Source organism: Sphingobium naphthae, assembly GCF_043589935.1.
Taxonomy (GTDB): domain Bacteria; phylum Pseudomonadota; class Alphaproteobacteria; order Sphingomonadales; family Sphingomonadaceae; genus Sphingobium; species Sphingobium naphthae_A.
Genome location: NZ_CP171454.1, coordinates 2,729,408 through 2,756,207 on the forward strand (window position 1 = coordinate 2,729,408; position 26,800 = coordinate 2,756,207).

The following is a 26,800-nucleotide window of genomic DNA, read 5'->3' on the forward strand; positions in this document are numbered from 1 at the left end:
AAAGAGGGCGGGCGAGTTGCGGGTAGGGGCGCTGGGCATGCGCTCGCGATCGAGTTCCGCTGCGCTCCACCGCTAAAGGAGCCAAATGCAGCGCAGACGGAGTTTCGCCGCGGCGCTTTTCGTGTAGAAGGTGTTTCCCAAGGTGTGGGCGCAGGTTCCAAAAGCCCGCACCGCCTGCGGTCCTTCCTCCATCCGCCTCTCATCTGGAGACTATTGATGAAAATCGCCCTGATTACGGAAAACAGCCAGGCGGCCAAGAATGCGACGATCCACACGGCCTTGACCGCCGTTGCCGAGCCGCTCGGCCACCAGGTGTTCAACTATGGCATGTATACGGCGGAGGATGAAGCTTCGCTGACCTATGTCATGAACGGCATCTTGGCGGGCATCCTGCTGAATTCCAGGGCGGCCGATTTCGTCGTCACCGGCTGCGGCACCGGCATGGGTTCGATGCTGGCCTGCAACGCCATGCCCGGCGTGTTCTGCGGCCTGGTGATCGATCCCACCGACGCCTTCCTGTTCGCGCAGATCAACGACGGCAACGCGATCTCCATGCCTTATGCCAAGGGCTTTGGCTGGGCGGCCGAGCTCAACCTGCAGGACGTCTATCGCAAGCTGTTCGAAGGTGAGCGCGGCCTTGGCTATCCCAAGGAGCGCGCGGAGATCATGGCGAAGAACCGCGGTATCCTGAAGTCGCTGAAGGACGCGTCGTGCAAGGACATGGTCACCGTCCTCAAGTCGGTCGACCAGGATCTGGTCAAGGCGGCGATCGCCGGCGCCCAGTTCCAGGACCATTTCTTCGCCAATGCGCAGGACGAAGCCATTCGCGACTATGTGAAGGGCGTGCTGGAAGGCGCGCCGGCGCTGGCCGACGCCTGATGCCGGCAGGCCGGGCGGCGTTCGCGCCGCCCGGCCTGACCCCGAATTGACAGGGCCTTTGTAAACGTCAGACCGTCAGAATTCTTCGGCGATGTCCATCAGGCCCAGCAGCTTCTTCGGCGCGATCTGCCGCCAGCTGGCGCGTAGCCGCCCGGCGATATGGTCCCAGTCATTGTCGCCCAGGTCCAGGCGGATGCCGACCCAGTCGTCGCCGAAATAGGCCGGGCGATAATAGCGCGCCGAATCGGCCTCGATCAGCGTCGCCTGTTCGTCGGGCGCCGTGGTCTTGACCAGCACCGCGATGATGCCGTCGCCATGATGGTCGCGCGTGAACCAGGCGAATTTCTTGCCCTTCTCGATGCCGAAGCAGGGCATGCCATGTGACACCACCTCATCCGCCTGCGGCAGTCCCAGCGCGATTTCGCGCACTCGGTTCAGCAGCCAGTCGGGCTGGCGATCGCGCGTGACGAAATCGGCCAGGGTGCGGCTATATAGCTGATGCTCGGCGATCAGGATGCGCGCCGCCAGGCTGCCGGCCGTGTCGCCGGGCAGGATCGCGACCTTCGTCTGGCCGATCACCGGGCCGTCATCCAGTTCGGCGGTGACGATATGGACCGAGCATCCGGCATGGGCGTCGCCCGCGTCGATCGCGCGCTGGTGTGTGTCGAGCCCCTTATATTTGGGCAGCAGGCTGGGATGGATGTTGAGCATCCGCTGCTCCCAGCCGGACACGAATTCGGGCGAGAGCAGCCGCATATAGCCGGCCAGCGCGACATATTGCGCGCCCGCCGCGCGCAGTTGCGCGTCGATGATCCGGTCGAATTCGGCGCGCTTCAGCCCCTTGTGGCTGTGCGCGAAGGTCGCGATGCCTTCCGCCGCCGCCAGCGCCAGGCCTGGCGCGTCGGGATCATTGGCGGCGACCAGCACGATCTCATAGGGGCATGTCTCGGCCTTGGCCGCGTAGAGCAAGGCCGCCATGTTCGATCCCCGGCCGGAAATCAGGACGCCGACTTTCGCTTTGGCCATGTCAGAAAACTCCGTTCGTCGGTCCCTACTCAGCACGGACGATTCGGATTGTCAGCCCAGATGCGTCGCCGACCAGCCGGCCTTCGCGCTCCACGTCTCCGCGCTGCCCCTGACGGTGCAGCCCTTCTCGCCCTCCTGCACCGCGCCGATGCGGAACACGGTCTCGCCGGCATCCTCCAGCGCGTGGCAGACGGCTAAGACATGCGCCTCGTCCACCGCCAGCACCATGCCGACGCCGCAGTTGAAGGTGCGCGCCATTTCCTCCGGCTCGATATTGCCCTGCGCTTGCAGGAACGCCATCAGGCGCGGCTGGTCCCACGCGTCGGCGTCGATCATCGCATGCGCGCCTTCGGGCAGGACGCGCGGGACATTCTCCAGCAGGCCGCCGCCGGTGATATGGGCGAGCGCGTTGATCAGGCCCGCGCGCACCAGCGGCAGCAGGCTCTTCACATAGATTTTGGTCGGCGCCATCAATGCGTCGATCAGCAGCACATCCTGGTCGAACAGGGCGGGGCGATCCAGCTTCCAACCCTTGTCGGCGGCGAGGCGGCGGACCAGCGAATAGCCGTTCGAATGCACGCCAGAGGAGGCGAGGCCGATCAGCGCGTCGCCCGCCTTCACCTTGTTGCCGGTCAGCGCCTTGGACCGTTCCACCGCGCCGACGCAGAAGCCGGCCAGGTCATAGTCGCCATCGGCATACATGCCCGGCATTTCGGCGGTTTCGCCCCCGATCAGCGCGCAGCCCGCCTGGCGGCAGCCCTCGGCGATGCCGGCGATGACGCGCTCGGCGACGCCGCTCTCCAGCCGGCCGGTGGCATAATAGTCCAGGAAGAAGAGCGGCTCGGCGCCCTGCACGATCAGGTCGTTGGCGCACATGGCGACCAGGTCGATGCCCACGCCATCATGCCGGCCATGGTCGATCGCCAGCTTCAGCTTGGTGCCCACGCCGTCATTGGCCGCGACCAGCAGCGGATCGTCATAGCCCGCGGCCTTGAGGTCGAAAAAGCCGCCGAAACCGCCCAGGTCCGCGTCGGCGCCGGGGCGGCGGGTGGCCTTGGCCAGGGGCGCGATGGCGCGGACGAGGGCGTTGCCCGCGGCGATGTCGACGCCTGCCTTGGCGTAGCTGTAGGATTCGTTGTCGCTCATGATCTGCGCCCCTAGAACAATGAGGCGCAAAACGGAAGCTTGGCATCCCGGCCAATAAACGCCAAAAGGGCGCGCGTGAGCCTCAGCCCGACCCTGTCCCGCCCCCGATCCCTCGCCAAGTTCAGGCCCGCGGCGCTGTTGCGCCTGCTGTCCCGGCCGGTGCAGATCGCGATCGCCATCGCGCTGGGGCTGCTCGCCGCCGCCCTCTTCGCGCAGATGGAGGGGGAGCGCGGCGTCCCGCCGATCGCGAGCGGCGGCGACTTCGAAGTGACGGGCGTCAAGGTCGACGTGCAGGCGAAGGATGCCGACAGCGCGCGCTTCGCCGGCTGGCGCATGGCGCAGCGGCAGGCTTGGCGGATGCTGTGGAGCCGCACCCATGGCGGCGCCGGCGCGCCGGCCCTGTCCGATTCGCAGCTGGAGGCGATGATTTCCGGCATCGAGATCGAGCAGGAGCAGGTCGGCCCGACCCGCTATGTCGCGACGCTGGGCGTCATGTTCGACCGCGCCCGCACAGGGCAGTTGCTGGGCGTATCGGGCAATGTCCGCCGCTCGCCGCCGCTGCTGGTCATCCCGGTGCTGTGGGACGGCGGATCGGCCGTATCCTACGAGCGCACCAATGAATGGCAGAAGGCTTGGGCACGCTATCGCACCGGCGAAAGCGCGATCGACTATGTCCGCGTCGCCGGCTCCATCGCCGACCCGATCCTGCTCAATGCTGGCCAGATCGGCCGACGCGGCCGCCTGTGGTGGCGCGTGCTGCTCGACCAATATGGCGCGGCCGACGTCGTCATCCCGATCGCGCGGCTGGAGCGCGCCTGGCCCGGCGGGCCGGTCATTGCGACCTTCACCGCGCGCTATGGCCCGGACAACAGCCTGATCGGCAGCTTCTCGCTGCGCGCATCCAACGCCAGCGGCATTGCGCAGATGCTGGACGAAGGGGCGAAGCGGATCGACGCGCTCTACACCGGCGCGCTCAATGACGGCCGCCTCCGCCCCGATCCCTCGCTCATCATCGAGGAGCCGGTCGATCCCGAAACGCTGGAGATCGAGAATGCGGTCGAAGCGCCGATCGAGGCGATCGACGTGCCGGTGCCCGGCGCCAGCGCGACCGGCACTTTCTCGATCCAGTTCGACACGCCCGATGTCAGCTCGGTTGGCGCGGGCGAATCGGCGATCCGGTCGATCCCGGGCGTGCGGTCGGCATCGACCACCAGCCTGGCGCTGGGCGGCACGTCGGTCATGCAGGTCGGGTTCGATGGCAGCGTCGACATGCTTCGCGCCGGCCTGCAGGCGCGCGGCTATCAGGTCGCGGTGTCCGGCACCACGCTCCGCATCACGCGGCGACAGGCGCCGCCGCCGGCGCAATGAGCCAGATCAGCCTTCCTTTCGAAGGCCATGAAGGGCAGGGCGAGGGCGATTTTCTGGTCAGCGAGGCCAACCGCATCGCCGTCGCCTTTCTGGAGAGGTGGCGCACCTGGCCTCTCTCTGTCGCCGTGCTGATCGGCCCGCCGCGATCCGGGCGCTCGACTTTGGCGCGCCAGTTCGCGCGGATGAGCGGTGGGACCGTCATCGACGACGCGCAGGGGACGGCGACCCCGGTGGAGGATCATCGGCTGTTTCACGCCTGGAACGCCGCGCAGACCGACCAGCGCCCGCTGCTGCTGGTGGGGCAGGCGCCGCCCGCCAGCTGGCCCGTCGCCTTGCCGGACCTGCGCTCGCGCCTCGCCGCGGTCCCCCATGTCGCGATCGACCCGCCGGACGAGGCGCTGACCCGCGCTCTCATCCAGCGCAATTTCGATGCCGCTGGCGCGGGCTATGCCCCCGACCTGCCGGACTGGCTGGCGCGCCGGATCGATCGGTCCTACGCCGCCATTGCCGACGTCACCCGGCTGCTCGACCGCGCGGCTTTGTCATCTGGACGCAAAATTTCCATCCCAATGGCGAAACAGGTCCTGCAATCTGCGGGCATCCTGCCTATAGTCCCCTCCGATCCTCCCTCAGCGCAGCGCGAGTAATCCGTGGCCGAAGCCGATCCCATCGCCAATCTGTCGCTGCCCGGCGACCGCTATTTCAACCGCGAGCTGTCCTGGCTGGCCTTCAACCAGCGCGTGCTGGAGGAAGCGATGAACCGGGCGCATCCGCTGCTGGAGCGACTGCGCTTCCTGTCGATCTCGGGGGCCAATCTCGACGAATTCTTCTCCGTGCGCGTCGCCGGACTCAAGGGGCAGCAGCTGCAGAATGTCGACATGCGCTCGGCCGACGGGCTGACCCCGGCGCAGCAGCTGGCGGCGATCACCGAAACCACCGGCACGCTGATGCGCGCGCAGCAGAAGGTCTGGGGTGCGCTGCATGGCGAGCTGACTCAGGTCGGCGTCGAGGTGATCGGCCCGTCGGCGGAGATGGACACGGTCTGCGCCGCCTGGCTGCGCGAACATTTCCTGACGCAGATCTTCCCGATCCTCACGCCCCAGGCGCTCGATCCGGCGCATCCCTTCCCCTTCATCCCCAATCAGGGGCTCTCGATCGTGTTCGATCTGGAGCGGCTGTCGGACAAGCAGCCGATCCGCGAGCTGGTGATGATCCCCTCCTCGCTGGCGCGCTTTGTGCGCGTGCCGGGCGATCCCGCTCGCTATATGGCGCTGGAAGCGGTGATCCGCCGCTTTTCCGCTGATCTTTTCCCCGGCTACCGGGTCCGCAACAGCGGCGTGTTCCGCATCATCCGCGACAGCGACATCGAAATCGAGGAAGAAGCCGAGGATCTGGTCCGCTATTTCCGCAGCGCCATCAAGCGCCGCCGGCGCGGCCGCGTCATTCGCATGGAGATAGAGGAGCGCATTCCCGAGCCGGTCGAGGAAATGCTGCAGGACATGCTGCAGGGCCATGACGCGATCATCGAGGAAGTGGAGGGCTTTGTCGGCATCGGCGACCTGAGCGGCATCGTCGACGAGGATCGGCCCGACCTTAAGTTCGAGCCCTATGCGCCGCGTTTCCCCGAGCGCATCCGGGAATATGGCGGGGATTGCTTCGCCGCGATCCGCGCCAAGGACATCGTCGTCCATCATCCCTACGAAGCATTCGACGTCGTCATCTCCTTCCTGAAGCAGGCGGCGTCCGATCCTGACGTGGTCGCGATCAAGCAGACGCTCTATCGCGCCGGCAAGCAGTCGGCGATCATCCGTGCGCTCATCGACGCGGCCGAAGCGGGCAAGTCCGTCACTGCGGTGGTGGAACTGAAGGCGCGGTTCGATGAGGAGCAGAACCTCATGTGGGCCGACGCGCTGGAGCGCGCGGGCGTGCAGGTGGTCTACGGCTTCATCGACTGGAAAACCCATGCCAAGGTGTCGATGGTCGTCCGCCGCGAAGGTGAACAGTTCCGCACCTATTGCCATTTCGGCACAGGCAATTACCACCCGATCACCGCGCGCATCTACACCGATCTCAGCTTCTTCACCGCCGATCCCGATTATGGCCGCGACGCCGCCGCGCTGTTCAACTACATCACCGGCTATGTCGAGCCGCAGGCGCTGGAAAAGCTGGTGATGAGCCCGCGCGACCTGCGCAACCGGCTCTGCCAACTGATCGATGCGGAAATCGACCATGTCCGCGCCGGCCGGCCCGGCACCATCTGGGCCAAGATGAACAGCCTGGTCGATCCCGCCATCATCGAAAAACTCTACGCCGCCAGCAATGCGGGCGTGCGGATCGAACTGATCGTGCGCGGCATCTGCTGCCTGCGCCCGGGCGTTCCGGGCATGTCGGAGAATATCCGGGTAAAGTCGGTGGTCGGCCGCTTCCTCGAACATAGCCGCATCACCGTCTTCGGCAATGGCAAGGCGCTGCCCAACAATGGCGCGCGGGTCTATATCAGCTCGGCCGACTGGATGCCGCGCAACTTCGACCGCCGGGTCGAATTTCTGGCGCCGGTCGAAAACAAGACGGTTCATGACCAGATTGTCGACCAGGTGATGGTCGCCAATCTCATCGACACCGAACAAAGCTGGGAACTGGACAGCGAAGGCCATTACAGCCGGGTGGAGCCGGGCGACAAGCCGTTCAACCTGCACCGCTATTTCATGACCAACCCGTCGCTATCCGGGCGCGGCGCGGCGCTCGACAGCGACGCCGTGCCCACCTTGCGGCTGAGCAGCGGAGGCTGAAGGCGCGCATGAATTCGATGCTGAGCCGCGTGCGCGCTGCCGCCGAACAGATGGTGACATCGCCCGAGCCGGCCCATGCGCGCACCGCGATCATCGACATCGGGTCGAACAGCGTGCGGCTGGTCATCTATGACGGCCCACGCCGCATCCCCTTCATCCTGTTCAACGAAAAGGTGATGGCGGGGCTCGGCGCCTCGCTCGCCCGCACCGGCGCGATCGAGCCCGAGGCGATGGAGCGCGGCCTGCGCGCGATCGGTCGCTTCGCGCATCTCTGCCGGTCGATGAAGGTAGCCGACATTCGCTGCGTGGCCACCGCCGCGGTGCGCGACGCGACCAATGGCGGCGACTTCATCGCCCGCGCCAGGGATATGGGCCTGACCGTCGAGCTTCTGACCGGCGCGCAGGAAGCGATCGGCGCGGCCATGGGCGTGTTGTCGGGCATCCCCGGCGCGGACGGGATCGTCGGCGACCTGGGCGGCGGCAGTCTGGAGCTGGCGCGGGTGCGTGGCGGCGCGGTGGAGCAGACCATCTCGCTGCCGCTGGGCGTGCTGCGCCTGCCGCAGATTCGCGCCAAGGGGCCGCGCGCGCTGGAGCGCTGCGTCGCCAAGATGCTGGAAAGGGCCGGCTGGCAGCCCGAACCCGGCCTGCCTTTCTACATGGTCGGCGGCTCCTGGCGCGCGCTCGCGCGCTTCGACATGCAACTCACCCATTTCCCGCTGCCGGTCGTCCACCAATATGAGATGACCTCGACCCGCGCCGAGCAACTCACCCGCATCGTTTCTCATGTCGACAGGGCGCGGCTGAAGCGGATCCCGGCGATGACCGGGTCGCGCGTGCCGACGCTGCCGGATGCGGCGGCCCTGCTCTCCGTGGTGGTGCGTCAGCTCAAATCCAGCAGCCTCGTCGTGTCCGCCTATGGCCTGCGCGAAGGCCTGCTCTACGACGCGCTGCCGCCCGACATCCGCGCGCATGATCCGCTGCTGGTCGCGGCCGAGGCGGAAGGGGAGGCGCAGGCGCGTTTTCGGGGCCATGGCGATCGCATCGATCGCTGGATCGCGCCGCTCTTCCCGGATGATGACGCCGCTGGCCGCCGCATCCGCCGCGCCGCCTGCCTGCTCGCCGATGTCGGCTGGCGCGCCAATCCCGATTTCCGCGCCGAACGCGGGGTGGAAATCGCGCTGCACAGCAATTGGGTCGGGATCAACGCGTGCGAGCGGGCGATGCTGGGTCAGGCCCTGCACAGCCATTTCGGCGGCGGGATCGACGCGCTGCCGGGGCTGGAGCGGATCGCGACCGGCGATCGGCTGCATCGCGCCGCGCTATGGGGCCTCGCCATTCGCTTGGCGCAGCGGCTGTCGGGCGGGGTGGAAGGTCCGCTGGCCGTGTCGCGGCTTGGCCGGCAGGACGACTGCATCGACCTGTCCCTGCGCGACGATGATGCGGATCTCTATGGCGAAGCGGTCGAGCGCCGGCTGCGCCACCTTGCCCAGGCGATGGGCCTCAAATATCGCATGCTGGAAGGCTGACCGGCGCAGATCCTGCCCATCGCGCGCTGTTCAGGATGGGCGCGGCCAGCGTCGCGCCCGCCCCGTGCCTATTCGCTCTCGCCCGTCGTCGGCGTCGCTGGCCCGCCGGCGGTGGCGGCGCTGGCGGGCGCCGCACCCTCGACGCTTTCCGCCGCATTGGTGGCATTGCCCGCCGCTTCGGCCGGGCTGGCGCTCGCCTCGGCCGGCGCGGCATCGGGCGCGGGCAGCGGCAGGTTGGAGCCCTGGGTATTGAGCCAGGCGATCAGATTGGCGCGATCGGCCGGATTGCCGAGGCCCGCAAAGGTCATTTTGGTGCCGGGCGCGAATTCACGCGGGCTCTTGAGCCAATGGTCCAGATTCTCGAAAGTCCACTCGCCGCCCTTGCTCTTGAGCGCGTCGGAGAAGGCGAAGCCCCCCTTGCCCACGGCGATCGCTTCGCCCACCGTATCCCACAAATTGGGACCGATGCCGTTGGCGCCGCCCTGGTTCACCGTATGACATGCGGCGCATTTGGCGAACACCTTTTCGCCCGCGGCGACGTCCGCGCTGGCCAGCAGGGTGTTGAGGCTGGGGCCGCTGTCGCCGCCTTCGCCTTCGGCCTCCACGCCCTCGATGGCATAGCCCATCGTCTCGGGCCGTTCTGCTTCGAAATATTTGGAACTGACGATCGCGCCACCCAGGGCGATGATCCCCGCAAACAAAGCCCAGCCCGCCACGGTATTGAAACGATCGCCCATCTCGCTCGACTTCCCTTGCTTTTGTTCTGGCGGCTGTCAGTCGCGCCCCCTCTTGTGCGCTGCCATAATGGCGCTGGCGCGTTGGTGCAAGTCGGTGTGATCGTTGATCGCGCCGGGGTGCTTGCGCCAGGCGGGGGGAAATCCTAAGCGCGCAGGCGCTCATGGAAAATTATCCCGCTCCCGCTCGCGCGATCGTCGCGGACCTCGCTGCCAAGGCCGCTGCCGATCCCGCTCGCGCCGTCGCCTATCAGGGCGCGCCCGGCGCCAATTCGCATCTTGCCGCGCTCGGCTACGCGCCCGATTGCGTGCCGCTGCCCTGCTTCGCTTTCGAGGACGCGATCGACGCCGTGCGCAACGGCCAGGCGGACCGGGCAATCATCCCGATCGAAAACAGCCTGCACGGCCGCGTCGCCGACATGCATTTCCTGCTGCCCGAATCGGGCCTGTCGATCGTCGACGAATATTTTCTGCGCATTCGCCACTGCCTGATGGCGCCCGATGCGACGCCGGTCAAAAGCGCGGTCAGCCATGTGCAGGCGCTGGGTCAGTGCCGCCACTATCTGCGCGAACGCGGCATCCAGCCGGTTGCCTATGCCGACACCGCGGGCGCGGCGGCGCTGGTCGCGGAACGCAGGACGCCAGGGGAAGGGGCGATCGCGCCCTATCTGGCGGCCGAGCTGTACGGGCTGCGGCTGGTGGCGGAAAATATCGAGGATAGCGACGACAATATGACGCGCTTCCTGGTGCTGGCGCGCGAAGGAAGGATGCCGGTCGCCAATATCGGCCCGGTCATGACCACCTTCCTGTTTGAAGTGAAGAATGTGCCGGCTGCCCTCTACAAGGCGATGGGCGGCTTTGCCACCAACGGCGTCAACATGACGAAGCTGGAAAGCTACCAGCGCGGCGCCAGCTTCGCCGCCACCGAATTTTATTGCGACATAGAGGGCATGCCCGGCGACGCCGCCGTCGATCGGGCGCTGGCGGAACTGGAATTCCACACCAAATGGGTGCGCCAGCTCGGCAGCTATCGTCAGGCCCGTCCCCGCACCTGAAACTCCCCTCAATGCTTGCCGGGCTTGCTCGACGTGCCGCTGGCGGCGGGGTTTACCAGTTCGACGCCGGCGGGGAGGCCGGTGCCGCCCATGTCGAGCTTGCGCGCCTGTTCCTGTGCGACGCGGCGGGGGTCGTCGCGTTCCTTGATCGCGGCGCGGGTTTCGGCGTCCATCGGTTCGTCCGCATCGCCGCTGCCGCCGCCGCGGCTCCAGCCCAGGATGATCGACATGCGCCGGTTGCGCGGGTCGTAGCTATTGTCCTTCACAAAGGGTTCGCGGTCGGCGACGCCTTCGATCCGGGCGAAGCGGGCATTGCCGATGCCACTGTCCGCCAGCGCCTGGCGCGTCGATTCCGCGCGGGCGGACGACAGGCGCCAATTGTTCATCGACTTGCCCGAGGCATAGGGCAGGGCGTCGGTGTGGCCGCGCACGATGAGGTCGTTGGGCATGGTCTGCAGCACGGTCGCGACTTCGCCCACCAGCGCGCGCGCTTCGGGAACCAGCCGGTCGGTGCCCATGGAGAACATCGCGAAATCGGCTTCGTCGATGAGGTCGATGCGCAGTCCTTCGCGGGTTTCGGTGAAGCGGACATTCTTGCGCAGGCGCGAAAGGCCCTTCCGGTTCATCCGGGCTTCCAGATCCTTCTTGATCGATTCGAACTTGCGCCGGTCGGCCGCGCGCATCGCCTTGCCGCCCTGGTCCTTCGTGCCGGTGGCGTCGCGCGGGATGGTGATGGACAGGTTGCCGACGCCGCCGGTGGTCGGATAATTATCCTTGCCCGTCAGGCTGTCGCCGCCCATCAGCCCGGTCGATCCGGCCGACGCCATCTTCAGTTCGACCAGGGTCGGCGTGAAATAGTCGGCCAGCGCCTTGCGCTGCTTTTCGGTGGTCGCGCCCAGCAGCCACATCAGCAGGAAGAACGCCATCATCGCCGTCACGAAGTCGGCATAGGCGACCTTCCAGGCGCCGCCATGATGGCCGCCATGCCCTTCGACGATGATCTTCTTGACGATGATCGGCCGGGGTTCGGGCTCGTTCGCGCCGCGCTTTTTCTCGGCCATGGCTTATTTGCCCCGCATCCCGTCGAACACTTCGGCGAAGGCCGGCTGGTTCGCGTGGCTGAGGCTGGAGCGCGCGGCTTCGATCACCAGCGGCTGCGGATGGCCGTGCAGCGAGGCGATGATGATCTGCTTGACGACATGATAGATGGCGCCGTCCGCCTCGATCACCGCGCGGCAGCGATTGGCGAAGGGATTGACCATGCCATAGGCGAGCAGAACGCCCAGGAAGGTGCCGACCAGCGCCGAGCCGATCATCGCGCCCAGCACCGAAGGCGGCTGGTCGATCGAGCCCATGGTCTTTACCACGCCCAGCACGGCGGCGACGATGCCCAGCGCGGGCAGCGCGTCGGCCAGGCCCTGCAGATTGTCGGCGGGCTTGATGGCTTCGTGATGATGGGTCTTGAGCGAGTTGTCCATGACTTCCTCGACCGCGTGCGGATCGAGCGTGCCGGACGAGACGACGACCAGGCGCAGCGTGTCGCTGATCAGGTGGATCAGCGTCTTGTCCTTCATCAGCTTGGGATATTCGGAAAAGATGGTCGAGCTGGCCGGATCCTCGATATGGGGTTCGAGCGCCACCGGGCCTTCGACGCGCAGCGTCTTCATCAGCTTGCTGACGAGGAAGATGCAGTCGAGGAAATCCTGCTTCTTGTAGGCCGGGCCCTTGAACACCTTGGCCAGGCCCCCGCCCAGCGCCTTGAGGTCCGCGCCCGAGTTGCCGATGATGAGCGCGCCGACGGCCGCGCCGCCGATGATCAGCATTTCGTGCGGAAGCGCGTGGAGCACCGGGCCGATGTCGCCGCCGGTGATGATGAAGCCGCCGAACACCATGCCCAGAAGCACGACAAGGCCGATGATTGCGAACATGAATATCCCCGAAAATAGCGCCTGAGCGGCGGTGGCTCCATCAGCGCCGAAACGCTGGTTCCTTTCTGGTTAATACGGACTGGTTAGCATCCGCTTTAGGACGTCGGCGCCTTTTTCCGCAGGTCAGCTGATGAGGTCGAACAGCGTCTGCTGGTTGATCCGGGCGTAGGCGGACTGCGCGGCTTCCAGCTGCAGCAGCTGCGACTGGACGCGCGAGATCACTTCCTGAAGGTCGGTCGATTCCAAGTTCGCGCGGCGTTCGGTCAGGTCGATGTCGATGTCGGTGAGGCGGGTGCCGATCACCTCCAGCCGGTCGCTGCGCACGCCTTGTTTCGCCTGTTCGATGGTGATGTGGCTCTGCGCCGCCTTCACCCCGTCCAAGGCGCCGGCGATGTCTGCATCGACGCCGCCTTCGATCGCGGTGATGCTGGCGGCCAGTATCTCGTCGATCGACATGGCGGCGCCATCGACGTCGATCCCTGCGGACACTTCCTGGCGCGTGCCCACGACCGCGAGGTTGAGGCCGCGGCTGACCGGGACGAGCGTGCTCTGCCCTTCGTCGAACACGGGCGTGCCCTGATAATCCTTCTGGTTCAGCATTTCGTCGATGGTGGTGCGGATCGTCCCCAGTTCCTCGACGATGGCGGCGCGGCTGGTGTCGTTGAGCGACCCGTTGCGGGCCGACGTCACCAGTTCCTGCGCGCGGGTGAGGAGGTTGTTGATTTCCGACAGGTTCGATTCGGCGGTGGCGGCGCGGGTGGTGCCATAGCTGACATTGGCCTGCCAGGCCGCCTGCTGCGCCTGGGCGCGGCCGATGTCGGACACCTGGACCCAGGCGAGCGCGTCGTCGGACGGCTTGTTGAGCGTGATGCCCGTCGAAATGGCGGTCTGCCCGTCGACGATGCTCTGCGACAATTTCTGTTGCCGGCGCATTTCGGCGATCATGATCTTGTTGGTGATGCCTACCATGGGTCAGCCCTTTGCCGCTCAGATGATGTTGAGGATGGAGTCGATGGTTTCCTTGGCGATCTGCAGGATTTTGGCGCAGCCCGAATAGGCCTGTTGCAGGCGCAAGAGGTCCGCCGCCTCCATGTCGAGATCGACGCCGCTCACCGCTTCGCGCGCGGCGACGGCCTGGTCGCTGCGGCTGGTCGCGGTGTCATATTCGGCCTGGGTCGCGCCCAGCAGATTGGCGTGGGTGGCGACCAGCGACGTCCAGCTCTGTTCGACGCTGCCGCTGCCGCGCAGGGTAGAGGAGACGGTCAGCAGATTGCCGTTGAGCGTGCCGTCGGCGGACTTGAGCGCCAGCTCCGCCGGATCGGTGATCAGCGCCGCGACGCTGGCCGCGCCGCCGCCATAGGACAAGAGCGCCGCGCCCGCGTCGCCCGCGTCGGTCAGGCCCTGGGCATGCCAGGCGTTGACGTCGGTCACGAACTGTTCGGCCAGCGTGTCGAGGCTGGCGCGGCGGGCGGTGACGGTCTGCGCGGCGGAGAAGAGGCCGCCCAGCGTCCCGTTGGCGGGCGCGCTGAGCGCCGTGCCGTCGCCCAGGCTGAGCGCCAGCGTGCCATCGTCATCGGCCGCGACCGACAGGCTGGCGGCGCTGTTGCCGCTGACCAGCGTCTGCCCGGCAAAGCTGATTTCGGCGCTGTCACGCGCGCCGAAGCTGATCGTGACGTCCATATTTTCCGACAGCGTCTGCAACGCCGCGTCGCGGCTGTCGAGCAGCTGGGCATAGGCCGACGTGCCGGGCTGCGCGCGCAGCAGGCTGTTGTTGATATTGGCCAGAGCGGAGAGCGAGCGATTGATCGTTTCAACCGAGGCGGTGGCTTCGGTGGCGATGCCCGCCGACACATTCTTGAGGTCCGCGGCGGTCTGGTTGAAAGCCTGGGCCACGCGGCCGATGCTGTCGAGCGTGGTGACGCGCAGCGCCGTGTCGCTGGGGCTGGCGGCCAGCTTTTCCATATTCTGGAACATGCTGGTCATCAGCTGGCCAACGCCCGTGCTGCTGTCGTTCATCGCGGTTTCCGCGTCGGTCAGCCAGCGCAGCCGCGCCGTTGCGCTGCCCAGCGTCATGCCGGTCGAACGCACCGTGGCGTCGAGATAGGGGTCGCTCGCGCGATCGACGCCCATCACTTGCGTGCCGCCGAAATTCGCCTTCGCGATGTAGAGCGACATGGTCGAGGTCGACGCGCCCGATTCCGCGGTCGTCACCGTGCGGCGGGCATAGCCGTCGGTGCCGGCATTGGCGATATTCTCCGAAATCGCCGCCATGGCGGTGCGATAGGCCTTGGTGCCCGATGCGCCGATGATGAAGAGGTCGCTCATGCGCCCTCCGCCGGCGCCGGCCCGTCAGGCGCGGCCGGAGAGGATGGCGCGGCGGGGCTGTTCTGCACACGCGCGCCGAATTGCTTGATGAGCAGCTCGGCAATGCCCATCGCGCCCTTGTTCGCCATCGCGTCGGCGGTGCGGGCGTCGGCCATGTCCTGGAATTGCTGGGTGGCGCTGGAATCGGTGATGCCCTCGGCGAGACTCGCCGAGCGCATCGCGCCGATCATCTGGCGCAGGAACACCGCTTCGAACTGCTGCGCGGCCTTTTCCAGCGCGGCGCGATTGGCGCCGCCTGCGCCGCTCGCGGCAGTGGGTGAAGTCGTCGTTATCTGCATCACAGCACCACCAGATCCGCTTTCATCGCGCCCGCCTGTTTCAAGGCTTCGAGGATCGCGACCATGTCCGCCGGGGAAGCCCCGATGGCGTTGACCGCCTTGACTATATCGGCCAGCGACGCCCCACCTTTAAAATTGACCATCGGTTTTTTCTGTTCGTCGATGCTGATGCTGCTCGACGGCTCGATCGCTGTCTGGCCTCGGCTGAAGGGCGCGGGCTGGACGACGCGGGGTGCTTCATTGACGCTGACGGTCAATTTTCCGTGCGCAACGGCGGCGGGATGGATCTTGACCGCGCCGTTGATGACGACAGTGCCGGTGCGGGCGTTGACGATCACCTTGGCCGGCGCGTCGGCGGGCGCGATCTCGATATTCTCGATCATGCCCATCATCATGATACGCTGTTCCGCGCCCGGCGCGGCGGCGATGGCCACCGACACGGCATCGACCGCGCTCGCTCGGTTGTCGCCGAAGGTGCGGTTGATGCCGTCGGCCACGCGCAGCGCGGTGGTGAGGTCGGCTTCGGCCAGGTTGAAGGTCAGGGTCGGGGCGGTGTCGAAGCCGGTGGCGACCGCGCGCTCGACCGTCGCGCCGCTCGGGATGCGGCCGGCCGAGGGGATGTTGACCGACACCTGGCTGCCGTCCGCGCCCGAGACGCCGAGGCCGCCGACGGCCAGGTTGCCCTGCGCCATCGCGTAGATTTCGTTGTCCGCGCCGCGCAGCGGGGTCATGATCAGCGTGCCGCCGCGCAGCGACTTGGCCTTGCCCAGCGCCGACACGGTGACGTCGAGCCGCTGGCCCGGCTTGGAGAAGGCGGGAAGATCGGCCGTGACCAGCACCGCGGCCGCGTTCTTGAGCGCCGGGTTGACGCCCTGTGGCAGGGTGAGGCCGAAGCGCGAAACCACGCCCTTCATGCCCTGCGTCGCATATTCGATGCTGTCGTCGCCAGTGCCAGCGAGGCCCACGACGATGCCGTAACCGGTCAGCTGGTTGGGCCGAACGCCCTGGAAATTGCCCAGATCCTTGATCCGCTCGGCATGAGCGGGTGCGGCGGCAAAGGCGAACGCCGCAAGCAGGGTCAGGAGAAGCGCGCGGACCCGATCTTTGCCCAGGGGACGGATCGAAAAGAGGCGGTGAAAAACTCTCACTTGGCTCTCCATCAGAAGGGGCTGATCGCGGAGAAGAAGCGCTGCAGCCAGCCCTGGCGGCTGGCGTTGGCGATCTCGCCCTTGCCCTTGTAGATGATCTTGGCATCGGCGACGCGGGTCGAGGCGATGCGGTTGTCCGGGCTGATGTCGGCCTGGCGCACCAGGCCGCTGATCTGGATGAATTCGTCGCCGCGGTTGAGGGTCAGCGCCTTCTCGCCCTTCACCAGCATCGTGCCGTTGGGATAGACCTGCGCGATGGTGACGGTGATTTCGCCGGTCAGCGCGTTCGACTGGGTCGCCGCGCCCTGGCCGGTAAAGCCGTTATTGCCGCCCATTGCGACATCGCTGGCCGAAAAAAGCTTGGATAGGACACCGGTGGTCGGCGGGGTCAGGCCGAAGGAGCCGCTGCGGCTGGTGTCGGCGCTGTTGCTCTTGGACGCCTGGGTGCGTTCGACCAGCACGATGGTGATGATGTCGCCGACGCTGGTGGCGCGCGCGCCGCTGGTCAGCGGGGTATAGCCCACCGAAGTCTGGAAGATGGAGCCATTGGCGGCGGGCGCCGCGGGCTGGGCGACGACGGTCGGCGCGAAATATTCGCGTTCCTGCTCGCGCTGCTTCTTGCGCGCATCGGCGGGGGATGCGGCGAGCGCGGCGAGCGAGACGGTGGCGACGAGAGCGAAGGACAGGCGCATCGATCAGGCTCAGATATTCTGATTGACGTACTGGAGCATTTCATCGGTCGCCTTGATCATCTTGGAATTGACCTCATAGGCGCGCTGGGTCTCGATCATGTCGACCAGCTCCTCGACGATGTTCACGTTCGACGTTTCCAGATAGCCCGAACGGATGACGCCGCGGCCTTCCAGGCCGGCGACGCCGACCTGCGGCGTGCCGCTGGCGGCGGTTTCAACCAGCAGGTTGCCGCCGACCGACTGCAGGCCCGACGGGTTCATGAAGCTCGCCAGTTCGATCTGGCCCAGCTGGCTGGGTTCGCTTTCGCCCTGCAGCGTCGCCGACACGGTGCCGTCATTGCCGATCGAGACCGACGTCGCGCCCTGGGGCACGGTGATCTGCGGGATCAGCGGCAGGCCATCGCCCGTGACGATCGTGCCTTCGGCGGTGACGCTGAAATTGCCGGCGCGGGTATAGGCGGTGGAGCCGTCGGGCTGCTGCACCTGGAAATAGCCGGACCCTTCGATCGCCATGTCGAGCACGTTGCTCGTCTGGGTGAGGGTGCCCTGGGTGTTGATCTTGCTGGTGCCCTGCAGCGCCACGCCCGAACCCAGGTTCAGCCCGGTCGCGAACTTGTTTTCCGCGTCAGAGTTGGCGCCGGCCTGCACGATCTGCTGATAGGCCAGCGTCTCGAAATCGGCGCGGTCCTTCTTGAACCCGGTCGTGTTGACGTTCGCCAGGTTGTTGGCGATCACGCGCATCTTCGTGTTCTGTGCGTCGAGGCCGGTGCGGGCGACATGAAGGGCGGCGTTGCTCATCGTGACTTCTCCGAGGCGCGATCCGTGACGATCGCCTGTATCCAGGATGCAGCCCCTCTATGCAGGCTGCCTATGCACGCTTCAAAGCAAGAGGCGTGCCAATATTAACCATCCGCCCTAGCCGTCGAGGCGCATCAGCGATGCGCCGCCATCGTCCAGCTGCTTGGCGGTGTCGATCATCTTGACCTGGGTCTCCCAGGCCCGGCTCGCCTCGATCATGTCGATCAAAGCCTGGGTCGAATTGACATTCGATCCTTCCAGTGATCCGGAAGTGACGGTGGCCAGCGGATCGGACGGCAGCGCGCCGCCATTCACTTCGCGGAATAGGCCGTCATTGCTTTTGGCGATGCTGGAGCCCGAGGCGTTGACCAGCTTGAGCTTGTCGACCTGCTGCGGGTTGGCGGGGTCGCCGCCCTGCGGCACGCCCCAGATGCTGCCATCCTGGGCGATCGACACGCTGTCCATCTGCGGCAGGATGACCGGGCCGCCTTCGCCCAGGACGGGCAGGCCGTCGCCGGTGGTCAGCAGGCCACTGTCGGAGACCTTGAGGTCGCCGCGGCGCGTATAGGCTTCGCTGCCGTCGGTGGCCTGGACGGCGAGCAGAGCATCGCCGTTCAGCGCCACGTCGAGCGGGTTGCCCGTTTCGGTGACCGCGCCTTGCGCCATGTCGGCGGCGATCACTTGCTCGGAAGCCTGGGCGCGGGTGTCGAAGCTGTCGCCCTGGATCCAGCGCGTCTCGGCATTCGCGATTTCCGCGCGAAAGCCAACGGTGTTGGCATTGGCAAGGTTGTTCGCGATCGACGCCTGCCGCGCCATCGCGCCGCGCATTGCCGTCAGTGCCGTGTTGACGAGCCGGTCCATGGCCTGTTCCTTCTACTCCCGCGTCTGGCCGCTTAGGTGCGGATGTTGACGATGGTCGTGGTCAGCGTGTTGGCTGCCTCAATCGCCTTGCTGTTCGCCTGGAAGTTGCGCTGCGCGGCGATCAGCTGGACCAGCTCGTCGGTGATGTCGACGTTCGAGCGTTCCAGCGAACCGGAGTTGACCGAACCGAACATGCCTTCGTTGGCGGTGCCGAAGATCGGGTTGCCGCTCTCGACCGTGGAGGTCCAGTGCGCGTCGCCCTGCTGGCGCAGGCCTTCCAGGCTGTTGAAGGACGCCATCGCGACCTGGCCCAGATAGACGGTGCTGCCGTCGGCGTAGATGGCCGAGACCAGGCCTTCCTTCGATACGCCCACGCTGGTCAGCTGCGCGCCATCGGCTTCGCCCATATAGGTGGTCGGGATCTGCAGGTCGGTCAGGTCGCCCGGACCCGTGGCGCCCGTAGGCGGGGTGGTGAGGTCGCCGGTTTCCGGGTCGACGGCGAATACCTGGATGCGCGAACCGGTGGTATCGACGGCATAGCGGTCATTATCGACCGAAAAGGCGCCGTTGCGGGTATAGCTGACGGTGCCGTCCTCACCCTTGACGGTGAAGAAGCCTTCGCCCGTGATGGCGAGGTCCAGCGTCTTGTCGGTGGTTTCGATCGTGCCCTGCGTGAACTGCTGGGTGATGCCCTGCACGCGCACGCCCTGGCCGGCCACCTGATGCGTCGTCTGCATGGGCGAGGCGGCGAAGATGTCGCCGAACTGCGCCTTGCTCTTCTTGAAGGCGGTGGAGTTCACGTTGGCGACGTTGTTGGAGATGGCGGACAGGTCGGCCTGCGCGCCTTTGAGACCGGAAAGCGAAACATAGAAGGTCATGGCGTAGCTCCTCGGGTGAAAAGGATTTGGGGGTGAAAAGGATGGAGGTTGGTTGGGGTTACATCAGGCTCAGCGCGTCGGACGGGCTGTAGCTGCCGAGCGCGGTGATCAGTTTGGAGGATGAACCATCCGCGGGTGACTGGACGGCGGCGATCGTGGCCCAGGTCGCGACCTTGCTGGGCGTGGCGCCGTTCACCTTCACCTGCAGGGCGTCGGTCGACACGGTTTCGCCCGCATCGTCCTTGCCGTCCCAGTAGAAGGTGACGTCGCCGGCATCCTGCGATCCCAGGTCGATCGTCTTGACGACATTGCCATCGCCATCGACTAGGTCGACGGTGGCGCCATCGGTCGCGTTGGCGAAGCTGATCTGGCCGGCATAATAGCCGCTCGCATCGGGCACGGCGACATTGCTCTGGACCAGCATCGACTTGCCGATCCAGCTGGCCGCATCGCCCAGGCGCGTGCCGGTCAGCTCTTCCTTGATCGACGCCAGATTGGCGTTCATCTCGGCGATGCCGCTCGAATTGGTGATGGTCGCCATCTGCGACACCATTTCGGCATTGTCGACGGGTTCGAACGGGTCCTGATACTGCATCTGCGCGGTCAGCAGCTTCAGGAAGCTCGACTGGTCCATCGTCGCGCTGCCGGTGCCGACAGTCGCGTTGGGATTGTAGACCGAAAGCCCGGCGCTGTCGGTGACGGTTGAAGTGGTCGTCATTTGCCGATCCTTATGGTTTCGAGCATCAGCGATTTGGCGGTGTTGAGCACCTGAACATTGTTCTGGTACATGCGGGCGGTCTCGATCATGTCGACCAGCTCGGCATTGCTATCCACGGCGGCTTCCCACACATCGCCATTGGCGTCCGCCAGCGGATGGTTGGGATCATGGCGCTTGGTCGGCTCGGCCTTGGTGGTGACGACGTCCGATACCTTGACGGTCGACACGCCGGGGCTGTCCGTGACGGACGTGAACACCGGCTTGATCGCGCGGTAGGCTTCTTCGGCGCTGCCGGTGACATTGCCGGCGTTCGCCATGTTGGACGCGGTGGTGTTCAGCCGCACCAGCTGCGCGCTCATGGCGCGGCCGGCGATGTCGAAAATGTTCATGGAGCCAGAGCCGCTCATGCTCATTCTCCCTTCAGCGCGCGGTTGATGGTGTTGATGCGACCTTCCAGGAAGGACAGGGTCGTGCGATATTTGACGGCGTTTTCGGCGAACAGCGTCTGTTCGGTGCTGAGTTCGACCGTATTGCCGTCGAGGCTGGGCTGCAGCGGCACGCGATAGCCCATGGCGTCTTCCACCGCCTGGCCCATGTCGGTCGAGGATGCGCCGGATGATTGCGCCGTCGCTTCCTTGAGCGCGGCTTCGAAATCGATGTCGCGCGCCTTGTAGCCGGGGGTCGAGGCATTGGCGATGTTGGACGCGAGCAGGGACAGGCGCTGCGAGCGAAGCGCCAGCGCCTTTCCATGGATCCCGAACAGATTGTCTTCCACCGACATGCTCAAAATTCGCTCTAAAAGTTTTCCTCCACCCGCCGTTCTGAAGCCTGATGGCGTCTCCTGCGGGTGATCCAGCCTGTGATCAGCAAGAGCCGTGCCAAATTGCGTGGGTGACGCATCGGCAAGGCGGCAATGCTGGGAAAACCGGGCCCTTGCGGGGTGAAGCGGCAAGGGCGGCAAATTTTTGCCGCTTGCCGGCAGGCCGTTGCCGGCCGTCGGCGAACGGATGGGGACTAGAGGGACATGCTCGCGATTTTCGGCCATTTGTTCGACCCGGTGACGCTGCTGGCGATGCTGGCGGGGATCGGCCTGGTCGCCTTGTTCCAGAATGGCGCGGGGGCGATGGGGCGAGCGTTCGCGGCGCTGCGCCCGCTGCTGCGCGCGGACCCCGCGCGGGACCGCGATGCGGCGCGCGCGGCCATGCTCCAGATCGACCAGGTGGCGCAATTGCGCGGCCTGTCCTGCACCGACCGGGTGAAGACCGCCAACATCTTCCTGACCGACGCCGCCCGCAAGCTCGCCAATTGCGACCGGAGCGAGGCCTTCGAGCTGTGGGCGACGCAACTGCTGGCCGACCGCGCGCAGCGCCATGCCGCCGTGCATCGCGTCTGGCTCTCCATCGCCGACGCCGCGCCGGCGCTGGGCATGGCGGGCACCGTCATCGGCCTGATCGGCATGTTCGCGGCGATGGACGATCCCGCCGCCTTGGGGCCCGCCATGGCGCTGGCGCTGCTCACCACTTTCTATGGCGTCGTCATCGCCAACATGATCGCCGCGCCGATCGCGGCGCGCCTGGCCGACCTGTCGGAGCGCGAACTGGCCTGGCAGCGCGAGGCGGCGGACCGCATGCTGGCGATCGCCCGGCGTGAACATGCGCCGCTGCGCCGCGCCGCGATGCGCGAGGTCGCATGACCGCCCAGTCCCTCCCGCTCGCCCGGCGCAATCGCTGGGCGATCAGCTTTGCCGACCTGCTGCTGCTGCTGCTCGCCTTCTTCGTGCTGCTGCAGGCGAGCGGATCGCGGCGCGACGCGATGCTCTCGCAGGTCAGCCGGCAATTTGGCGGCCAGCCGATGGCGCAGGGCGCGGCCCTGCGCGCCGCCGAGCTGTTCCTGCCCGGCGAAGCGCTGCTGAGCGCGCGGGGCGAGGCGCAGATCGCGCGTCTGGCGCGGCGTTTCGCGCAGGCCCCGGCGATCGAGATTCGCAGCCAGGGCGCCGATCCGCGCCGCCAGCGCTTCGACGAATGGGATTTGGCCGCCGCGCGGCTGGGCGCAGTGGCGCGCGCGCTGGAGGCGCACGGCGTGGCGCGCGACCGGCTGCTGATCCGCGGCCTCGATCAGGCGGAGGATCAGGCCGGGCAGGGGCAGTGGATCCGCATCGCGCCGGGGCGCAAATTCCGCAGCTGATCCGTCTGGCACGAAAATTGCGGCAGTCTGAGCAAGAAACCGTTCCCTGACAGGAGACTGCCGTGCTTCGCCTTTCGTCCATCCTCTTCGCTGTCGCCGCGCTCGCCACCGTGCAGCCCGCGCTGGCGCAGCAGACGTTCGAGAATCTCGATCGCATCGACAGCCTGGTCGCGATGACCGTCGGCGCCAATCTGGGCGAGCCGGGCGGGCCCGCCGCCCCTGTCGATCGCCGGCTGCGCCTGGCCGCCTGCCCCACCACCCCCACGGTCGAAGGCCCGGTCTTCGGCGCGGCGATGGTGAAGTGCGAGGCGCTGGGCTGGCGCATCCGCGTGCCGCTGGTGAAGGGCGTGGCCGCCGCCAGCTATGGCCCGGTGCCCGGCGCCGCGGCGAGCCCCAACCGCTTCACGCGCGCCGCCATGGCCGCGCCCAAGGAGGATGTCGTGCGCAAGGGCGATCCGGTGCAGCTGCTGGCCGGCAACGCCGCCTTCAGCGTGTCGCGCATGATGATTGCGGACGAAGGCGGCGCCGTGGGCGACACCATCCGGGTGCGCGAAGACCGCAAAAGCGCGCCGATTTTCGCGCAGATCGTGGAAATGGGCGTTGTGCGCGTTCCGGGATTTAATGATTTTTGAACTTGTCCGTTATAGGGGTGGAAGGACGAGTGAAGGATTAGACCTATGATCAACTCTGTTGGCCAGAGCATCGGCAGCGCCATCGGCGCGACCAGCCTGCGGGAAGGCGGCAAGACGCGCGCCACCACCGCGACCGGCGCCACCCCCGCGTCGAGCGCCGCCGCATCGACCAGCCCGGCCGCCCGCATGGCGGCCGAAGGCGCCCCTGTGGACATGGACAAGATCGCCGCGATCAAGAGCGCGATCGCGTCGGGCAATTATCCGGTCGATCCGGATGCGATCGCCGAGCGGATGCTCGAACTCGATCTGCCCGCCAAGGATTAAGGATTTCGCCTCATGCCGCTTGGCCTTGCCGCCCTCAACGATCTGAACGACGCGTTCGAGGAATTGCGCGAAGTGCTGGGCGGCAATGACGTGGCGGCGATCGAATCGGCGACGCATCGCGTCAGCCGCGCCGCCGCCGGCGTGCGCGCGATCGGCGCATGGCGGTCCGACCCGGCGCTGGCCGACCGGATCCGGGCGATGCTGCCGCTGATCGACAGCGCGCGGGTGCGCGTCAACCTGCTGGCCGACCATGCCAGCCAGCGCCTGTCCCTCCTGGCCTCGCACGGCGCCCGCACGGCGCCGCTGACCTACGGCCGCTGAAAATTTTTTCACGTTAAGTTTGAAGCGGCGCCTTCGGGCGCCGTTTTTCGTTGGGCGGCCTGTAAATTCCTGCCGCTGCGTTAACCAAATCTTGGCATGGCGCTTGCTCTAATGTCCGCAGCTAGCAACTGAGGATGATGGAGTTCGTGTCGGTTTTCGCAGACATATCGGCAGCTTCCGGATCGACCGGCAATCGCGTGACCAACGCGATCGCCATGGCGAGCCGGCGCACGGGTGTCGATTTCAGCTATCTGCTGGGACAGGCGAAGATCGAATCGAGCCTGAACCCGACGGCGCGCGCCTCCACCTCTTCGGCCACTGGCCTCTACCAGTTCATTGACCAGAGCTGGCTCGCCGTTATCGACAAGCATGGCAGCCAATATGGCCTGGGCTGGGCATCGGACGCCATCAGCCGCAGCAGCAACGGCCGCTATCAGGTCGCCGATCCGGAACTGCGCCAGCAGATACTGGACCTGCGCAAGCATCCTGAAACCGCGTCGGTCATGGCCGCGCAGCATGCCGCTGACAATAAGGCCTATCTGGAAAGCCGCCTGGGCCGCGAAGCCGAGCCTGTCGACCTCTACCTCGCCCATTTCCTGGGCGTGGGGGGCGCGGCCAAGTTCCTGTCGGTGCATGACCGCGCGCCGCAGGCGAGCGCGGCGTCGATGTTCCCGTCGGCCGCGCGCGCCAACCGCTCCATCTTCTACGACCGGTCGGGCAATGCGCGCAGCTTCTCGGAAATTCGCGACCGCTTCGCCGCCAAGCTCCAGAAAAGCTCCGACAGCTTGGGCGGTCCAGTGCAATATGCCGACGCTTCGAGCGCGGCCGCCGGCCTGCCGAGCGGCGCCAGGACCGTTCAGCCCGCCGATTATGTGCGGATCGAAACCCAGCGCCTTGCCGAGCAGCCCGACGTCACCGTCCGGCCGCAGCCGCAAACCGCGCGCCTCGCCTATCTCATGCTTGCCACCCTCGGAAGGTAACGGCCGATCATGTCTCCTGCCCAAGTCAAAGCGAAAATCTGGATGAGCGCCGCCAAGGGCGCGGTGCTGCCTTTCGCCACCCTGATGGTCGTGCTGTTCATGATGGTGCCGGTGCCGGCAATCATGCTGGACCTCGGCTTCATCACCAACATCATGATTTCGCTGGCCGTGCTGATGGTGGCGCTCAACGCCGCCAAGCCGCTGGATTTTTCCAGCTTCCCGACCGTCCTTCTGTTCGCGACGCTGCTGCGCCTGGCGCTCAACGTCGCCTCGACCCGCGTGGTGCTGGTGTCCGGCCATGAAGGCTCGGACGCCGCCGGCCAGGTGATCGAAGCCTTCGGCCACTTCCTGATCGGCGGCGACTATGTCGTGGGCATCTTCGTCTTCGCCATCCTGATGATCATCAACCTGGTGGTCATCACCAAGGGCGCGGGCCGCGTGTCCGAAGTGTCGGCGCGCTTCACCCTGGACGCCCTGCCGGGCAAGCAGATGGCGATCGACGCCGACCTGAACGCCGGCCTGCTCACCCCCGACGAAGCCAAGGTTCGTCGCCAGGAAGTCGCGACCGAGGCCGACTTCTACGGTTCGATGGACGGCGCCAGCAAGTTCGTGAAGGGCGATGCGGTCGCGGGCATCCTGATCCTGGTCATCAACATCATCGGCGGCATCATCCTGGGCGTGGTCAGCCACGGGCTGGCCATTGGCGAGGCCGCGCAGACCTACATCATCCTGGCCATCGGCGACGCGCTGGTGGCGCAGATCCCCGCGCTGCTGCTGTCGATCGCCGCGGCGTCCATCGTGACGCGCGTCAAGAGCGAGCAGGACCTGTCGGGCCAGGTCGCCAGCCAGTTCGGCAGCGGCAAGGCCTGGGTGCCGGTCGCCGCCATCCTGGGCTTCCTGGGCATCCTGCCGGGCATGCCGCACATGATCATCCTGCCGGCCGCGGCCGTCGCCGGCGGCATCGCCTGGCAGTTGCGCAAGGCGAGCCAGAAGAAGGCGGCCGAGCCCGCGCCGCTGCCGCCTGCGCCCAATCCCGCGCTCATCGAATGGGATGACGTGTCGGACGGCGCGATCCTGGGCCTGGAGATCGGCTATGGCCTCATCAGCCTGGTCGACGAGCGCAAGGGCGCGCCGCTGATGGCCCGCATCACTGGCATCCGCCGCCAGCTGTCGAAGGAACTGGGCTTCGTCGTGCCGATGGTGCGCGTGAAGGACAATCTGGCGCTGGAGCCCAATCAGTATCGCATCACTATCGCCGGTGTCGTCGTGGGCGAGGACGAGATCTGGCCCGAGGATCTGCTGGCGCTCGACAGCGGCGCGCTGGAAGGCACCGTCACCGGCCGCCCCGCCAAGGACCCGACCTTCGGCCTCGACGCCGTCTGGATTGCGCAGGCCAAGCGCAGCGAAGCCGTCGTCGCGGGCTATACCGTGGTCGATCCGCCGACGGTCGTCGCCACCCATCTCAACCAGCTGATCGCGATGAACGCGGCAGAGATGTTCGGCCTGGACGAAGCGCGCAAGCTGCTCGACAATCTGAAGGACGTCGCGCCGCAGCTGGTCGACGGACTGACGCCGGGCCTGCTCAACCTGACGCAGATCAGCGCGCTGTGCCGCGCCCTGCTGAGCGAAGGCATCGCGCTCAAGGATTTCCGCCGCATCTGCGAGGCGATGGTCGATGGCGGTCGCCCAGACATGAGCCACGAACAGCTGGTCGAAGCGGTGCGCCAGCGCATCGGCGCGCTCATCATCCAGGGACTGGTGCCGGTGAAGATGCCGCTGCCCGTCATCACGCTCGACGGCGAGCTGGAAGCGATGCTGGCGCAGGCGATGCGCGTGGGCGGCGACGCCAAGCATCCGATCGAACCCAGCCTCGCCAACCGCATCGTCGAGCAGGTGGTGAACGCTGCCCGCCCGATGCTGGGCCAGGCGCGCAACTTCGCCATCGTGACATCGCCGGTGGCGCGCCGGGCGCTTGCCCGCCTGTTCAAGCCGCATCTGCCCGAAACGCCGGTGCTGTCCTTCCTGGAGATTCCGGACGGTAAGGGTGTGGAAGTAGTTGCGGTGGTAGGAAACGACTCGCGTCCGGCGCCCCGGCACGATCCGCTGCCGCGGCAGGACCAGATGCGTGAACGCGTGGCCTGAGACACTGG

General features: G+C 66.6%; 29 protein-coding genes. 13 read left to right on the forward strand and 16 right to left on the reverse strand.

Annotation, left to right across the window (positions count from 1 at the left end):
* Positions 1-216: 216 nt before the first annotated feature.
* The gene (locus ACGGKE_RS13545) at positions 217-879 is read left to right on the forward strand and encodes an RpiB/LacA/LacB family sugar-phosphate isomerase (protein WP_394438679.1); all 663 of its coding nucleotides are present in this window, start codon (positions 217-219) and stop codon (positions 877-879) included.
* A gap of 75 nt (positions 880-954) precedes the next feature.
* Here ACGGKE_RS13545 and purN read toward each other — a convergent pair whose 3' ends face one another.
* Positions 955-1,905: a phosphoribosylglycinamide formyltransferase gene (gene purN, locus ACGGKE_RS13550; protein WP_394438681.1), complete on the reverse strand. Its 951-nt coding sequence runs from the start codon at positions 1,903-1,905 to the stop codon at positions 955-957.
* Between the two features lie 51 nt (positions 1,906-1,956).
* Entirely contained in the window at positions 1,957-3,051 is a 1,095-nt protein-coding gene (gene purM / locus ACGGKE_RS13555) for a phosphoribosylformylglycinamidine cyclo-ligase (protein WP_394438684.1), read from the reverse strand.
* 75 nt (positions 3,052-3,126) lie between these two features.
* Here purM and ACGGKE_RS13560 point away from each other — a divergent pair, with 75 nt between their 5' ends.
* From ACGGKE_RS13560 to ACGGKE_RS13575, 4 genes are read left to right on the forward strand one after another with little or no spacing between them, the layout of a single operon-like run.
* Complete coding sequence (locus ACGGKE_RS13560; protein WP_394438686.1) at positions 3,127-4,419, forward strand: heavy-metal-associated domain-containing protein; 1,293 nt, start codon at positions 3,127-3,129, stop codon at positions 4,417-4,419.
* Positions 4,416-5,066: a chromosomal replication initiator DnaA gene (locus ACGGKE_RS13565; protein ID WP_394438689.1), complete on the forward strand. Its 651-nt coding sequence runs from the start codon at positions 4,416-4,418 to the stop codon at positions 5,064-5,066. Before ACGGKE_RS13560 ends, ACGGKE_RS13565 begins: the two co-directional genes overlap by 4 nt.
* A gap of 3 nt (positions 5,067-5,069) precedes the next feature.
* Entirely contained in the window at positions 5,070-7,208 is a 2,139-nt protein-coding gene (locus tag ACGGKE_RS13570) for an RNA degradosome polyphosphate kinase (protein ID WP_394438691.1), read from the forward strand.
* Positions 7,209-7,216: 8 nt separating this feature from the next.
* Positions 7,217-8,734, forward strand: coding sequence for a Ppx/GppA family phosphatase (locus ACGGKE_RS13575; protein WP_394438693.1), 1,518 nt, complete (start codon positions 7,217-7,219; stop codon positions 8,732-8,734).
* 68 nt (positions 8,735-8,802) lie between these two features.
* On the opposite strand, the gene ACGGKE_RS13580 is transcribed toward ACGGKE_RS13575, so the two are convergent.
* Positions 8,803-9,471: a c-type cytochrome gene (locus ACGGKE_RS13580; RefSeq protein WP_394438695.1), complete on the reverse strand. Its 669-nt coding sequence runs from the start codon at positions 9,469-9,471 to the stop codon at positions 8,803-8,805.
* 161 nt (positions 9,472-9,632) lie between these two features.
* Between ACGGKE_RS13580 and ACGGKE_RS13585 the strand changes: the two genes are divergently transcribed.
* A complete protein-coding gene (locus tag ACGGKE_RS13585) occupies positions 9,633-10,523 on the forward strand; it encodes a prephenate dehydratase (RefSeq protein WP_394438697.1) in 891 nt (296 codons plus the stop codon).
* A gap of 8 nt (positions 10,524-10,531) precedes the next feature.
* Here the strand turns inward: ACGGKE_RS13585 and ACGGKE_RS13590 are convergent, their stop codons facing one another.
* The 13 genes from ACGGKE_RS13590 to flgB form a co-directional block, all read right to left on the reverse strand.
* On the reverse strand, positions 10,532-11,584 hold the full coding sequence (locus ACGGKE_RS13590; RefSeq protein WP_394438699.1) for a flagellar motor protein MotB: 1,053 nt from the start codon (positions 11,582-11,584) through the stop codon (positions 10,532-10,534).
* 3 nt (positions 11,585-11,587) lie between these two features.
* The gene (gene motA, locus ACGGKE_RS13595; RefSeq protein ID WP_228166096.1) at positions 11,588-12,451 is read right to left on the reverse strand and encodes a flagellar motor stator protein MotA; all 864 of its coding nucleotides are present in this window, start codon (positions 12,449-12,451) and stop codon (positions 11,588-11,590) included.
* Positions 12,452-12,574: 123 nt separating this feature from the next.
* Positions 12,575-13,420 (reverse strand): flagellin, encoded by an 846-nt coding sequence (locus ACGGKE_RS13600; RefSeq protein WP_394438701.1) that lies wholly within the window; start codon positions 13,418-13,420, stop codon positions 12,575-12,577.
* 18 nt (positions 13,421-13,438) lie between these two features.
* Positions 13,439-14,776, reverse strand: coding sequence for a flagellar hook-associated protein FlgK (gene flgK, locus ACGGKE_RS13605; protein WP_394438703.1), 1,338 nt, complete (start codon positions 14,774-14,776; stop codon positions 13,439-13,441).
* Entirely contained in the window at positions 14,773-15,114 is a 342-nt protein-coding gene (locus ACGGKE_RS13610) for a rod-binding protein (RefSeq protein WP_394438704.1), read from the reverse strand. Before ACGGKE_RS13610 ends, flgK begins: the two co-directional genes overlap by 4 nt.
* Complete coding sequence (locus ACGGKE_RS13615) at positions 15,114-16,262, reverse strand: flagellar basal body P-ring protein FlgI (RefSeq protein ID WP_394438705.1); 1,149 nt, start codon at positions 16,260-16,262, stop codon at positions 15,114-15,116. Before ACGGKE_RS13615 ends, ACGGKE_RS13610 begins: the two co-directional genes overlap by 1 nt.
* Positions 16,263-16,273: 11 nt before the next feature.
* Positions 16,274-16,954, reverse strand: a complete 681-nt coding sequence (locus ACGGKE_RS13620; RefSeq protein WP_228166092.1) for a flagellar basal body L-ring protein FlgH — start codon at positions 16,952-16,954, stop codon at positions 16,274-16,276.
* 9 nt (positions 16,955-16,963) lie between these two features.
* Complete coding sequence (gene flgG / locus ACGGKE_RS13625; RefSeq protein WP_394438706.1) at positions 16,964-17,752, reverse strand: flagellar basal-body rod protein FlgG; 789 nt, start codon at positions 17,750-17,752, stop codon at positions 16,964-16,966.
* Positions 17,753-17,869: 117 nt separating this feature from the next.
* Complete coding sequence (locus tag ACGGKE_RS13630; RefSeq protein WP_394438707.1) at positions 17,870-18,613, reverse strand: flagellar basal body rod protein FlgF; 744 nt, start codon at positions 18,611-18,613, stop codon at positions 17,870-17,872.
* Between the two features lie 32 nt (positions 18,614-18,645).
* Complete coding sequence (locus ACGGKE_RS13635; protein WP_394438708.1) at positions 18,646-19,491, reverse strand: flagellar hook-basal body complex protein; 846 nt, start codon at positions 19,489-19,491, stop codon at positions 18,646-18,648.
* A gap of 58 nt (positions 19,492-19,549) precedes the next feature.
* Positions 19,550-20,209 (reverse strand): flagellar hook assembly protein FlgD, encoded by a 660-nt coding sequence (locus ACGGKE_RS13640; protein WP_394438709.1) that lies wholly within the window; start codon positions 20,207-20,209, stop codon positions 19,550-19,552.
* The gene (gene flgC / locus ACGGKE_RS13645; RefSeq protein ID WP_228166087.1) at positions 20,206-20,616 is read right to left on the reverse strand and encodes a flagellar basal body rod protein FlgC; all 411 of its coding nucleotides are present in this window, start codon (positions 20,614-20,616) and stop codon (positions 20,206-20,208) included. Before flgC ends, ACGGKE_RS13640 begins: the two co-directional genes overlap by 4 nt.
* A gap of 2 nt (positions 20,617-20,618) precedes the next feature.
* Positions 20,619-20,990, reverse strand: coding sequence for a flagellar basal body rod protein FlgB (gene flgB / locus ACGGKE_RS13650; protein WP_228166222.1), 372 nt, complete (start codon positions 20,988-20,990; stop codon positions 20,619-20,621).
* A 243-nt stretch (positions 20,991-21,233) separates the two neighbouring features.
* Between flgB and ACGGKE_RS13655 the strand changes: the two genes are divergently transcribed.
* The 7 genes from ACGGKE_RS13655 (at position 21,234) to flhA (ending at position 26,792) form a co-directional block, all read left to right on the forward strand.
* Positions 21,234-21,902, forward strand: a complete 669-nt coding sequence (locus ACGGKE_RS13655) for a MotA/TolQ/ExbB proton channel family protein (RefSeq protein ID WP_394438710.1) — start codon at positions 21,234-21,236, stop codon at positions 21,900-21,902.
* Complete coding sequence (locus ACGGKE_RS13660; RefSeq protein WP_394438711.1) at positions 21,899-22,393, forward strand: flagellar motor protein MotB; 495 nt, start codon at positions 21,899-21,901, stop codon at positions 22,391-22,393. The genes ACGGKE_RS13655 and ACGGKE_RS13660 overlap by 4 nt, the downstream gene beginning before the upstream one ends.
* 62 nt (positions 22,394-22,455) lie before the next feature.
* Positions 22,456-23,025 (forward strand): flagella basal body P-ring formation protein FlgA, encoded by a 570-nt coding sequence (locus ACGGKE_RS13665; RefSeq protein ID WP_228166084.1) that lies wholly within the window; start codon positions 22,456-22,458, stop codon positions 23,023-23,025.
* A 45-nt stretch (positions 23,026-23,070) separates the two neighbouring features.
* Complete coding sequence (flgM, locus tag ACGGKE_RS13670; RefSeq protein WP_394438712.1) at positions 23,071-23,349, forward strand: flagellar biosynthesis anti-sigma factor FlgM; 279 nt, start codon at positions 23,071-23,073, stop codon at positions 23,347-23,349.
* Positions 23,350-23,361: 12 nt separating this feature from the next.
* A complete protein-coding gene (locus ACGGKE_RS13675; protein WP_394438713.1) occupies positions 23,362-23,670 on the forward strand; it encodes a hypothetical protein in 309 nt (102 codons plus the stop codon).
* A 146-nt stretch (positions 23,671-23,816) separates the two neighbouring features.
* Positions 23,817-24,650 (forward strand): lytic transglycosylase domain-containing protein, encoded by an 834-nt coding sequence (locus tag ACGGKE_RS13680; protein WP_394438714.1) that lies wholly within the window; start codon positions 23,817-23,819, stop codon positions 24,648-24,650.
* 9 nt (positions 24,651-24,659) lie between these two features.
* On the forward strand, positions 24,660-26,792 hold the full coding sequence (gene flhA / locus ACGGKE_RS13685; protein ID WP_394438715.1) for a flagellar biosynthesis protein FlhA: 2,133 nt from the start codon (positions 24,660-24,662) through the stop codon (positions 26,790-26,792).
* Positions 26,793-26,800 lie beyond the last annotated feature (8 nt).

Bases quoted from the DNA above. Each gene is read 5' to 3' on its own strand.
- ACGGKE_RS13655 (WP_394438710.1), top strand. From the start codon at position 21,234: ATGCTCGCGATTTTCGGCCATTTGTTCGACCCGGTGACGCTGCTGGCG.
- ACGGKE_RS13630 (WP_394438707.1), bottom strand. From the start codon at position 18,613: ATGGACCGGCTCGTCAACACGGCACTGACGGCAATGCGCGGCGCGATG.
- flgG (WP_394438706.1), bottom strand. From the start codon at position 17,752: ATGAGCAACGCCGCCCTTCATGTCGCCCGCACCGGCCTCGACGCACAG.
- flgK (WP_394438703.1), bottom strand. From the start codon at position 14,776: ATGAGCGACCTCTTCATCATCGGCGCATCGGGCACCAAGGCCTATCGC.
- ACGGKE_RS13635 (WP_394438708.1), bottom strand. From the start codon at position 19,491: ATGACCTTCTATGTTTCGCTTTCCGGTCTCAAAGGCGCGCAGGCCGAC.
- ACGGKE_RS13590 (WP_394438699.1), bottom strand. From the start codon at position 11,584: ATGGCCGAGAAAAAGCGCGGCGCGAACGAGCCCGAACCCCGGCCGATC.
- ACGGKE_RS13600 (WP_394438701.1), bottom strand. From the start codon at position 13,420: ATGGTAGGCATCACCAACAAGATCATGATCGCCGAAATGCGCCGGCAA.
- purM (WP_394438684.1), bottom strand. From the start codon at position 3,051: ATGAGCGACAACGAATCCTACAGCTACGCCAAGGCAGGCGTCGACATC.
- ACGGKE_RS13575 (WP_394438693.1), top strand. From the start codon at position 7,217: ATGAATTCGATGCTGAGCCGCGTGCGCGCTGCCGCCGAACAGATGGTG.
- ACGGKE_RS13660 (WP_394438711.1), top strand. From the start codon at position 21,899: ATGACCGCCCAGTCCCTCCCGCTCGCCCGGCGCAATCGCTGGGCGATC.
- ACGGKE_RS13585 (WP_394438697.1), top strand. From the start codon at position 9,633: ATGGAAAATTATCCCGCTCCCGCTCGCGCGATCGTCGCGGACCTCGCT.
- flgM (WP_394438712.1), top strand. From the start codon at position 23,071: ATGATCAACTCTGTTGGCCAGAGCATCGGCAGCGCCATCGGCGCGACC.
- flgB (WP_228166222.1), bottom strand. From the start codon at position 20,990: ATGTCGGTGGAAGACAATCTGTTCGGGATCCATGGAAAGGCGCTGGCG.
- ACGGKE_RS13675 (WP_394438713.1), top strand. From the start codon at position 23,362: ATGCCGCTTGGCCTTGCCGCCCTCAACGATCTGAACGACGCGTTCGAG.
- purN (WP_394438681.1), bottom strand. From the start codon at position 1,905: ATGGCCAAAGCGAAAGTCGGCGTCCTGATTTCCGGCCGGGGATCGAAC.
- ACGGKE_RS13545 (WP_394438679.1), top strand. From the start codon at position 217: ATGAAAATCGCCCTGATTACGGAAAACAGCCAGGCGGCCAAGAATGCG.
- ACGGKE_RS13565 (WP_394438689.1), top strand. From the start codon at position 4,416: ATGAGCCAGATCAGCCTTCCTTTCGAAGGCCATGAAGGGCAGGGCGAG.
- ACGGKE_RS13640 (WP_394438709.1), bottom strand. From the start codon at position 20,209: ATGACGACCACTTCAACCGTCACCGACAGCGCCGGGCTTTCGGTCTAC.
- flhA (WP_394438715.1), top strand. From the start codon at position 24,660: ATGTCTCCTGCCCAAGTCAAAGCGAAAATCTGGATGAGCGCCGCCAAG.
- motA (WP_228166096.1), bottom strand. From the start codon at position 12,451: ATGTTCGCAATCATCGGCCTTGTCGTGCTTCTGGGCATGGTGTTCGGC.
- flgC (WP_228166087.1), bottom strand. From the start codon at position 20,616: ATGAGCGGCTCTGGCTCCATGAACATTTTCGACATCGCCGGCCGCGCC.
- ACGGKE_RS13580 (WP_394438695.1), bottom strand. From the start codon at position 9,471: ATGGGCGATCGTTTCAATACCGTGGCGGGCTGGGCTTTGTTTGCGGGG.
- ACGGKE_RS13620 (WP_228166092.1), bottom strand. From the start codon at position 16,954: ATGCGCCTGTCCTTCGCTCTCGTCGCCACCGTCTCGCTCGCCGCGCTC.
- ACGGKE_RS13610 (WP_394438704.1), bottom strand. From the start codon at position 15,114: ATGCAGATAACGACGACTTCACCCACTGCCGCGAGCGGCGCAGGCGGC.